The sequence below is a fragment of the Leptothrix ochracea genome, from assembly GCF_041083635.1.
Taxonomy (GTDB): Bacteria; Pseudomonadota; Gammaproteobacteria; order Burkholderiales; family Burkholderiaceae_C; genus Sphaerotilus; species Sphaerotilus ochraceus.
Genome location: NZ_JBFPHB010000005.1, coordinates 215,284 through 224,904, shown reverse-complemented (window position 1 = coordinate 224,904; position 9,621 = coordinate 215,284). Strand labels below are relative to the sequence as shown.

Below are 9,621 nucleotides of genomic sequence, written 5' to 3'. Positions count from 1 at the left end.
ATATCCCGCTGCGGTTTGTCAGCCCAAGCCCCAAAAAGCTCAGCGCTTGGGCTGCCAATGACGGCGCTGCGCTGCGCCAAGTCATTCAGACGGGTATCCAACAATTTGCCACCCAAACCCAAGCCGCCCTCCTTCAGGGCACGCCCCCTAGAAACCCCCCGAGGGCTCGGCGGGGTGAGTATTTCTGAGGGGCTTCATTGCGGCTCTTACCGGCTGCTCCGCCCCCAAGCGCCGGTGTAGCGCTTGGTGGCGTATTTGAAGGAAGCCACCAAGAAGGCTTGGTTGAGGGCGTAGAGGAAGGCCGCTAGGCGGATCAGTTTGGGCAGGCGTACGCCTCGGTTGGTGGCGGCGAGGGCAGCGGCGGCGGCGGCGTAGCTGAGGATTTGCAAGGCGGTGAACAGGGCCCATGCCCAAGAGTCGAGCGCCAAGATGGCCGAAGCCAGCAAGGCGGCGATCAGCAGGTGCGGGGCGATCCAGCGCAGGACTTTGTGCGACAGGTAAGCGAAAGCGGTGGCGGCCGAGGTCTTGAGCAGGTACTCGGGGTGGCGGATCAGGGCTTGGAAGTTGCCGATACCGATGCGCACGCGGCGGCGGTATTCCTCGCCGATGTGCTCGGGGGTGTCTTCGTTGGCCCAAGCGCGGGGCTCGTAAACCACGCGGTAGCCAGCGGCCGCCACGTTCATGGCGACGCAGAAGTCATCGCAAATCGTGTCGGGTTCCAGCGGCATCCACAGTTCGCGGCGGATGGCGTAAATGGCGCCGTTGGCGCCGAGCAGGCCGCCCAGACGGGCTTCGAAGAACTTCAGAAACTGTTCGATGCGCCAGTACAGGCTGTCTTGGTTGTCGCCGCCGCTGCCGTTGAGGCGCAACTCGCCGGTCACTGCACCCACTTTGGGGTCTTCGAAATCTTCGACCAGCCGGCGCAGGGCATCGGTGGCAAAGAAGGTGTTGGCGTCTGAAAACACCACGATGGGTGCTTGCACGCGCGAGACCAAATCGTTCAAGACGTTGGCTTTGCCCCGGTTCTCGACGAAGGGCAGGGCATGCAAGCGTGGGTCGTCAAAACGCGCCATGAGCTCCGCCGTGCGGTCCTTGCTGCCGTCCGAGCCGATGTAGGCGTGCAGTTTGTCGGCGGGGTAATCGAGGCCCAAGATGTTGTCGATGCGCTCGACGATGTGGCGCTCTTCGTTGAAAGCCGAGATGACGATGGCCACGTGGGGCAAGTCCTGTGCTTGGGCGCGGGTCTTGCGGCGATCTTGTTTTTTGAAGACGAAGGCGGCGTCGCGCTTGGCTTGGGCCATGGCGGCCACGACGAACAAAACGAAGGGGTAGAGCGCGTAGGAGTAGAGCACCCCGCCGATGCCGAGCACCACCACGCTGATCAAGAGCAGGTCAAGCACGGTGAGCCTCTTGTGCGTGTGCGGTCTGCGGTTGGTAGCCCGGTCGTGCAATGACGTGATCGCGGTACTGGCCGGGCTCGCCGTCCAGTCCGGCTTCGGCGGCTTTGACGATGTTGTACATCTCGCGGGCGCTGACGTAGTGCAGCTTCCAGTCGGTGCCGTCGTTGTAGTGCTGATGCAGGTGCTCGTAGGCCTTGCGCATCGGCTCGCCCAAAAGGGTGTCCATATCGTGTTCTTGGGTGCCGTGGGTGTAAATCTTGACGAAGATCCACTCCGGGCGGCCTTCGACATGGATGCCGGTGCTGACCCAGTCGTCGATGCGCTCAGGGGTGGGCTTTTGATTGACGCGCACATCGCCGTTTTCGATGCGCGGCAGCAAACCCCACTTGCGGCTGTGCTTCATGAAGCCCAAGGGGCCTTGCAGGATCATCAAGTCGCCCTCGGGCGTGCCGCCCACTTGGACGCGGGTGCCGCTGTCATGCGACTTGCGCCCGTGGGGCTGATCCTTGGCGTAGTAGATCTGGTTGATGGTGCGGGTCTGGCAGGGGTCCGGGGCGGCGGGCAGGGTGTAGTCGGCGTAGCAGCCTTCTTCACGCAAGATGACGAGTTCATGGTCCACGCCGCAGCCCAAACCCTCAGGATGGCTGTTGTCCAAAGCCCAGTTGCCGTGGATGAAGGACCAAAGCGGCTGTTTGGTCACGGGATCGACCGGCAAGGCGTCGTGCCGATCCACCAGCATCTGGGTGAAGCGCTTGAGCTTTTCACGCAAGCCCGCTTCGGTGTCGTCTTCGTGGTGCAGGTGGATCTCGATTTCGCCCAAGCCCATGCGGCAGAGTTCGACCAGCTTTTCAAGGTGTTCCGGGCGGTATTCTTCTTCGGGGTAGAAGAAGCTGTGGATGGGCGAGCGGCCGTCGGCGTCCTTGAACGGCGCGCACAGCTTGGGGTACTCATCGCGCCAACGCTGCACCCGGGCGCATTCGGTGGCGTAGGTCGGACGGGCCCACATCGGCTCGTAGTGATCGACGAAACAAAACATCAAATGCCGTGTTTTGCCAGGGGGGGGGCGCGCGCGCCAGTCTTGGCGCAGATAGCTCGCCAACCAGAGATGGATGTTGCGCTTGCGCATGAACATCGCCACCCCAAACCCAGCCAGCAACACGCCGACCATCAGAAAAATAAGCAAGCCCATCAACACCTTGATCCACCCTCATTGAAAGCCCGCCGGACTCTAGCACCGCCTTTTAGGCCATGCGTGGCTGTTCGTAACGGTGGTTTATTCACTGGGGCTCATTTGTTGATTAATGATGAAACCTTCCACGACTGCGAAGGTGATGGCCATGCCGATGAGGGCCCCCAAGCGCCAGCTGAGGCGCTTGTCTTCCATCGCCGGATTGCTGGTGGGTGGAAGCAGCTCGGCTGATTTTGGGGCGGTCTCCTCATCGCGTTGGGTTTCACTGATGTGCCAACAAGCGATGCACAAGGCCAGCAAAAAGTAGAGCGTCGATTGATAGGTTCGCGATAAGAACCAGCCGCACGTGAAGAACCCCGCCATGGCTGCGAGCAGCAGCACAGCCATCTGACTGACCTCTGTGTTGGGGGGATTGGGCGGTCGGGTGCAACTGGTGACGCATTTGATCGTGAGCGCGATCAGTCCCATCCAAATGAAATAACCGCTCAGGCCCAATTCGGCAAAGCAAAGCACAAAGGAGTTGTGGGCTGTGAGGTGATCGACCGGGTTGTTGTCTTCGAAATTGCCGTAGCCGACGCCAAAGATCGGGTTGTTACCGAGCATGTCCACACCGGAGGACCATGACAGGATGCGGTCTTCGGAGGATTTGTCCTTGCCAGAGATTTCTCGTTTGGTGCCACCGATGCTGCCAGCGGAGACCAAAACACCCATGACCACTGCGCCAATCAAGGTCTTTTTGAGCCCAAACATTTTCAGCGAGCCCACGAGCAAAGCTGCACCGATACCAAGCTGCGCCCCACGCGACTGGGTGAGTTTGATGGCATAGAACAAAACCCCCCCAGGGGCAGCGATCAGCATCAGGTTGCGCAGCAGTTGACCTTTGCGGTAGAGCCCCATGAGCATCGGCAAAGCCATGACCATGGCTTGGGCAAAGTCGTTCGGGTCGCTCAACGGGCCGAGGCTTCGAACGCGAAACACGTACCAGCCTGAATCGTCATTGGCAGGAGCATCGAAAGGCGGGGCCTTGCTCATGTCGTCCAAGTCGTGGTCCGGGTGCTTCTGGATCATGACCAGATCGGTCCAGCGCTCCCCCGTGTGAAAGGCTGAGATCCCGTAGCCGGCTGCAATCACGAGTCCGATGATGGTGGCAAGACAAGTCTTTTGCAGCCGATCCAAGGTGTTGACGTTCAGCACGGTCAGCACGAACAACATGATGGACGGCGTGAACTCGTTGATGGCTTGCAGCGCGCCGTTGGGACCCCCATCGTTGGCGATCTGCGAGAGCGAGATCATGGTGCAGAAGCCAAAGAACAGCTTGAAATGAATGTTGCGTGCCGCGATCGGACTGCCTGCTCGGACGTTGCGCCATGACAAAAACAGACAGACCATGCTCAGCGTGAGCATGGGCCGCAGCGACGCGAGATCCGGGGCGTACATCTCGACCGGCCGGAAAAAGGTCATGAAAACGTACAGGAGGTATAGAGCAAAGCTCATTCACAGAGTCCAAGGGCGATGTCGATTCGGATGCTATCGGGTTCCACTCGGATGGCCCACCCAAGCCCTGGGTGTGTGCGCCATCCTTCACGGTGGTGTGTCTTCTTGTCATCATGGCCGCCTATCGGTCGATGATTGAAACAAATCCTTCCGGTTTCGGGGGCGGCGCTCCACGTAGGATCCGCCCTAACGACAAAATGAAGACTTCTCATGACCCAGACCTCTCCTGCGCCTTCCGCTCTTCAACCCCGCCGCGTCCTTTATCACCATCGAACTCAAGGTAAAGCGGTCGAGGGTGTGCACATCCGTGGCATCACGGATGCCCTGCGGGCTGAAGGCATTCCCGTGGATGTGATCTCCTTGCCCGGTGCCGACCCTTACGCTTCCCCCAAGGCCATGTCGCCCACTCGGCAAGCTCGGCCGTGGATGAAGTTGGTCGCCAAATTGCCTGAGCCCTTGTTTGAATTGGCTGAACTTGGCTACAACTTGGTGGCTGGTTGGCGCTTGCGGCGCTACCTGAATGCCCATCCTGATGTGGACATGATCTATGAGCGCTATTCACTGTTCATGGCCATCACGGTCTTGATCGGACGTGCTCGGGGCATTCCCGTGATCCTTGAAATCAACGATTCAGCCTCCGTGGAGCGGGTTCGCGCCTTGTTCTTTCTCAAAATGGCCATGGCCATAGAGCGTTGGACCTTGAGTCGTTGTGCGGGGCTGGTTTTCGTCTCGGGTAATTTCCGTGACCGCGTTCAGCAAGTGCACGGTGTTCCCTTGGCGCCGGCGATCGTGTCGCACAACGCTGCCAACATCGATAAGTTCAGCTTTACCCCTGAGCAACGTGCAGCAGCCCGTGCCAAATGGGGTTTGGAGGGGCACGTGGTTTGCGGTTATCTGGGGGCTTTCTTGCCTTGGCACGCCATCGATCAGTTCGTGATGGCGGCAGCCGAGTCCCTTAAAGCGCAGCCCAATCTGAAATTGCTTTTGGTCGGTGATGGCATCACCTTCGAGGCGATGCAAACCTTCATCAAAGCCCAAGGCCTTGAACGTCAAGTTGTGATGACCGGGCGGGTGGCGCACGACGAAGTCCCGGGACTGCTGGCTGCCATGGATATGGCCGTGTTGCCCAGCGCCGGCGACTACACCTCTCCTGTGAAGTTGTTTGAATTCATGGCCTGTGGTATCGCCCCGGTGGCGCCTGATCTGGCACCGATTCGGGAAGTGTTGAAAGAGGACCAGACGGGTTGGATGTTCCAGTCCGGTGATATGAAAGCGGCCGTCTCGATGGTCGCTCGCCGCAGCCAAGAGCCCGAGGAACTCAAACGTGTGGGGGGGGCGGCACGGGACTACATCGCCCATGAGCGCCAATGGCGGCACAACATCGTTGATCTGCTGGCGCTGTTCCAACGGGTGCGCCCGACCCGCTGATTCGTGCACTATGCACGGATCGTGCGGTATCTCACGCAATCCCTAATACGTATTGAAACGAATCGGACTAGTCTCAGCAAAGTCGGTCACCGGGCTACAGCCCTCGGTCGGCGCATCAGAGCATTGCCCCCCGGATGATCCGGGGGGCTTTTTTTGATCTGAATCTTGTCTGAGGGTGACATCTTGCACAGAGTTTGATGCGCGACAAATGTTTGAAGGGTTGTTCGTTGTCTGATCGGAGTCCTCAACCTACTGGAGACACCCATGCGTGCATTGATGGATTTCTTTTCGACCGACTACGGCCTGATGAGTGCTGCGGTCATTGCTTTTTCTGCGGGCATGATCGTTTTCTACACACGGTTCTTTCTGCGCAATATCCGTGAAGACGCTGCCAAGGCTGCTGCTCGCGGCGAGCGTTGATGGTTGCTGAGGGGATATGGGGGACCGCCTTGGTACCCGCATCCCTTGGTTGAGTCTGCTTTTTGCTGCCTTGCTGCTTGTTCTGGCTTTAGAGCCTCAGGCAGAACGAGAGGCAAGTGTTCTGGGTTGGCAGCGATCGACCGGGTCTGGTTGGCAGTTCTGGAGTTGTGCGCTGGTGCACTTCAGTCCGATGCATGCCTTGGGCGATGCTTTGGGGCTGTTGATTGGCGGCTATTGGGTTGAGCGACAACTTGGGCCTTGGCGTTTGGCTTTGGCTTGGATGGTTGTGGCGCCGTTGGCGGTGCTTTGTGTGTCATGGCTACAGCCCGACGTGACCCATGTTCGAGGTGCCTCGGCACTGGCTGTGTTTGGTCTTGCGGCTGCTTGGCTCAGTTTTTGGCGGCAAACGGCGATCCCACGACCTTGGTTAGCGTTCACGGCGGGTCTTTTTGTCACCAAGACCGTGAGTGATGCTCTTGGCGGGTATGGTGTTTCGGGCGGCACGTTACCCGAAGGTGTCCAAGTGGCTTGGTCCGCTCACCTGTGCGCGGTGGGCTGTGCTTGGATGTGTAAATCATTCGCAAATGAGATTGATTCCCATTAAGATGGGGCCTGTGCGCTTTTGCACCGAGTCACTTTCTTGAGCCAGCCATGTTTCAGACCGTGTTGATCACTTTTCGCGAAGGCCTTGAGTCGTTGCTGATCATTGCCATCGCCGCCATGCTGTTGCGGCGTACTGGGCGAGCCGAACTGGTGGCGGCCTTGCGTGTCGGGACAGGTGCGGCTTTGGCGCTTTCTGTGTTGCTGGGGGTGATCTTGGCTCAGGTGGGTGCTCTGTCGCCCGCTTTGGAAGGCGGCATGGCGTTGGTCGCTGCTGTCACCGTCATGGCTTGCACCTTGCACATGATGCGTATGGGCAAACAGATGAAGGGTGAGATCGATCTGCAACTTCAGGTTGCGACCCGCCATGAAGGTCGGCGCGCTTGGTGGGCTGTGGCGGTTTTCGCCTTGTTCATGGTGGGGCGCGAAGGCATCGAAACGGCCACGATTGTGGCTTCCTTGGCCAAGAACGCTGAGATGCGTGGTTTGGCGGTGGGGGGTGTTCTGGGCTTTGCCTTGGCGGGGGCTGTGGCTTACGCTTGGCTCAAGCAGGGGCATCGCGTCAACCTGTCGCGCTTTTTCCAGGTCACAGCTGTGTTCATGGTGCTGTTTGCGTTCCAACTGGTCTTGCTGGCTGTTCACGAGTTCAGTGAGGCCGCGTTGCTACCTTTCGTCAACAACGAAGCATGGCATGACGCCACCGAACCCTTTGCCTCGGGTTGGATCGGTCAAGTCATGAGCATGGGCTTGGTGGTCGTGCCTGTGCTTTGGTTGCTGGGTGCACGCTTGATCGACGCTTCGCGTCAGCAGCAGCCCAAGCCGGTCTGATCGAAAAAGGGTGAGAGGCTGTGGATCACGAGCTTCTCACCGCTGCTCGGATGGATCACTTCCAGCAGAGTGGCATGGAGCAAAAGCCGGGAGGCTTTTTGCTGGATCTCTTCCGGTGCGTAGAGCCCATCGCCCAAGATGGGATGACCCAAGGCCTGCATGTGGACCCGCAGTTGGTGGGATCGCCCGGTCACCGGTCGAAGTTCCATGCAGATGCTGTCTTCAATTTGAGCGTGTGGACCAAGAGCCCGCCAATGCGTCACAGAAGGCTTGCCGTGTTCCCAGTTCACCATTTGCTTGGGGCGATGGGGCCAATCGCAGCACAACGGTAGATTCACGGTCCCGCTGATGCCCGCAGGGCGGCCCGCGACCACCGCGTGGTAGACCTTGCGTACCTGACGCTCGGCGAAGGCCGTGCTCAAGCGCCGCTGAGTTTCAAGGTTGCGGGCCAGCATCATCAAACCCGATGTGGGTTGATCAAGTCGATGCACCACCAAGGCTTCCGGGAAACGCAGCTGGACCCTTGTGAGGGCGCAGTCTTGCTTGTCCTCCCCACGCCCTGGCACCGCCAGCAGTCCGCTGGGCTTATCAATCACCAGCAAGGACTCGTCCACGTGGAGGTAACTTAGTTCAAAAGTCATGTGAGGGCCTCAAAACAAGAGCCATTGTGAAGGCTGGCGGTATCCGACAATGGCGGCCTATCTGTTGACCTAAGTTGCCCGTTTTATGTCCACCACGAATACGCCCCCTTTGCCTCTTGGCCCGGCCAATCTTGACGAGTGGCTGCACTTGCTGTTTCGGCGTGACACGTTGATTGAAGTCGCCGTTGCCTTGATGGCCTTGGCCTTGGCTTGGTTTTTGGTGCGTCTGAGCCGGGGTCAGCGGAAGGTCTTGGCCGGCTCGGTGCTTTACGGAGAGCACGTGGTCGATGGTGTGCTGTTTCCGGCCTTGGCTTGGCTGTTGGCCTTGATGGCGCAGTACGTCCTGAAGGCGTCCATGAGTACCTTGGTGGTGTTCAAACTTCTTCTGCCGGTGCTGTTGTCGCTGGCGCTGATCCGCATGGCCGCCAAGGTGTTGAGCGCAGCCTTTCCCAAGCGTGCTTGGGTGGTTTCGGTCGAGAAAACCATCTCTTGGCTCGCTTGGGGCGCGGTGGTTCTTTGGTTGACCGATTTACTGCCCAGCCTGATGAAGGAGATGGAAACGGTCACTTGGCAGTTTGGTGAAAGTCACGTCTCGCTGCGCAACGTGGTTGAAGGCAGCCTGACTGGCGGCATCGTCATGGTGCTGGCCTTGTGGGTGTCAGCGGCGATTGAGCGTCGGTTGCTCGACGGCCCGGCCGATGAGATGTCGCTGCGCAAGATCGCGGCCAATCTGGTCCGGGTGGTGCTGGTTTTTCTTGGCTTATTGATGGCGATGTCTTCGGTCGGCATCAACCTGACCACGCTCTCGGTGCTGGGCGGTGGTTTGGGCGTGGGCCTTGGTTTTGGCTTGCAGAAGGTCGCGGCCAACTATGTCAGCGGCTTTGTGATCTTGGCTGAAGGGTCGTTGCACATCGGGGATGTCGTCAAAGTCGATGGTTTTGAAGGTCGGATCACTGACATTGCCACGCGCTACACCGTGATTCGTTCGGTGAATGGTCGTGAGTCGATCGTGCCGAACGAAATGCTGATTTCGCAACGCATCGAAAACTCCTCCTTGGCCGACCCGAACGTGCAATTCACGACGGTGGTGCAGGTCGCTTACGGCACGGATCTGCCGGCGCTTTTTCCCGCGCTGATTGTTGCCATCTCCCGGGTTCCACGGGTGCTGAAAGACCCAGCCCCTGGCATTGCGTTGTCATCCTTTGCCGCCGATGGGTTGGAGCTGACCATCGCTTTCTGGATCAACGATCCCGAAAAGGGCATCAGCGGTGTGCGCTCTGATGTCAACCTGGCCATCCTCCACGAATTGAACCGTCGCGGCATCGAGATTCCTTACCCGCAACGGGTGGTGCGTCAGCTGGCGTCTTGATCTGCTTGGTGTGTCATGGATTCGCCCTCAGCGCAGCGCTGGCAAAGGCAGGCTTTGTTGCGTTGTGCGCTGGGGATGAGGGCCCGTATTTCGGGGCGGAAGTGGACGGTGGTACACCAGCAGGGCCCGTCAAAGTGGCCAGAGGCGGCGGGGGCGCAGCCGTTTGGGCCACCGCACAGGGGGCAGCGGTGCTCGGCCAGCGGGGTCGTGCAGGCCGAGCCGGCACAGGCGGTGTCGTCGCAACCCATCTGT

Annotated in this window: 11 protein-coding genes; 6 read left to right on the top strand and 5 right to left on the bottom strand. The window is 59.4% G+C overall.

The window, feature by feature from the left end:
• Positions 1 to 188, top strand: a 188-nt coding sequence (locus tag AB3X39_RS02520) for a hypothetical protein (protein ID WP_369415776.1), incomplete at its 5' end; no start/stop codon positions are given.
• 18 nt (positions 189 to 206) lie between these two features.
• Here the strand turns inward: AB3X39_RS02520 and AB3X39_RS02515 are convergent.
• From AB3X39_RS02515 to AB3X39_RS02505, 3 genes are all read right to left on the bottom strand, one after another.
• Positions 207 to 1,400 (bottom strand): glycosyltransferase family 2 protein, encoded by a 1,194-nt coding sequence (locus tag AB3X39_RS02515; protein WP_369415775.1) that lies wholly within the window; start codon positions 1,398 to 1,400, stop codon positions 207 to 209.
• On the bottom strand, positions 1,393 to 2,589 hold the full coding sequence (locus AB3X39_RS02510; RefSeq protein ID WP_369415774.1) for a hypothetical protein: 1,197 nt from the start codon (positions 2,587 to 2,589) through the stop codon (positions 1,393 to 1,395). The genes AB3X39_RS02515 and AB3X39_RS02510 overlap by 8 nt, the downstream gene beginning before the upstream one ends.
• A gap of 84 nt (positions 2,590 to 2,673) precedes the next feature.
• Positions 2,674 to 4,083, bottom strand: coding sequence for an O-antigen ligase family protein (locus AB3X39_RS02505; RefSeq protein WP_369415773.1), 1,410 nt, complete (start codon positions 4,081 to 4,083; stop codon positions 2,674 to 2,676).
• A 210-nt stretch (positions 4,084 to 4,293) separates the two neighbouring features.
• Here AB3X39_RS02505 and AB3X39_RS02500 point away from each other — a divergent pair, with 210 nt between their 5' ends.
• From AB3X39_RS02500 to AB3X39_RS02485, 4 genes are all read left to right on the top strand, one after another.
• Positions 4,294 to 5,511, top strand: coding sequence for a glycosyltransferase family 4 protein (locus tag AB3X39_RS02500; protein ID WP_369415772.1), 1,218 nt, complete (start codon positions 4,294 to 4,296; stop codon positions 5,509 to 5,511).
• A gap of 264 nt (positions 5,512 to 5,775) precedes the next feature.
• Positions 5,776 to 5,931, top strand: a complete 156-nt coding sequence (locus AB3X39_RS02495; protein WP_369415771.1) for a DUF3149 domain-containing protein — start codon at positions 5,776 to 5,778, stop codon at positions 5,929 to 5,931.
• 16 nt (positions 5,932 to 5,947) lie between these two features.
• The gene (locus tag AB3X39_RS02490; protein WP_369415770.1) at positions 5,948 to 6,535 is read left to right on the top strand and encodes a rhomboid family intramembrane serine protease; all 588 of its coding nucleotides are present in this window, start codon (positions 5,948 to 5,950) and stop codon (positions 6,533 to 6,535) included.
• A gap of 47 nt (positions 6,536 to 6,582) precedes the next feature.
• A complete protein-coding gene (locus AB3X39_RS02485) occupies positions 6,583 to 7,359 on the top strand; it encodes an FTR1 family iron permease (protein ID WP_369415769.1) in 777 nt (258 codons plus the stop codon).
• Here AB3X39_RS02485 and AB3X39_RS02480 read toward each other — a convergent pair.
• A complete protein-coding gene (locus AB3X39_RS02480; protein WP_369415768.1) occupies positions 7,335 to 8,000 on the bottom strand; it encodes an RluA family pseudouridine synthase in 666 nt (221 codons plus the stop codon). The two genes, AB3X39_RS02485 and AB3X39_RS02480, sit on opposite strands and share 25 nt — an antisense overlap.
• A gap of 85 nt (positions 8,001 to 8,085) precedes the next feature.
• Here AB3X39_RS02480 and AB3X39_RS02475 point away from each other — a divergent pair, with 85 nt between their 5' ends.
• Positions 8,086 to 9,369 (top strand): mechanosensitive ion channel family protein, encoded by a 1,284-nt coding sequence (locus tag AB3X39_RS02475; RefSeq protein WP_369415767.1) that lies wholly within the window; start codon positions 8,086 to 8,088, stop codon positions 9,367 to 9,369.
• Here the strand turns inward: AB3X39_RS02475 and AB3X39_RS02470 are convergent.
• Entirely contained in the window at positions 9,354 to 9,617 is a 264-nt protein-coding gene (locus AB3X39_RS02470; RefSeq protein ID WP_369415766.1) for a cysteine-rich CWC family protein, read from the bottom strand. The genes AB3X39_RS02475 and AB3X39_RS02470 overlap by 16 nt on opposite strands.
• Between the last annotated feature and the right edge of the window lie 4 nt (positions 9,618 to 9,621).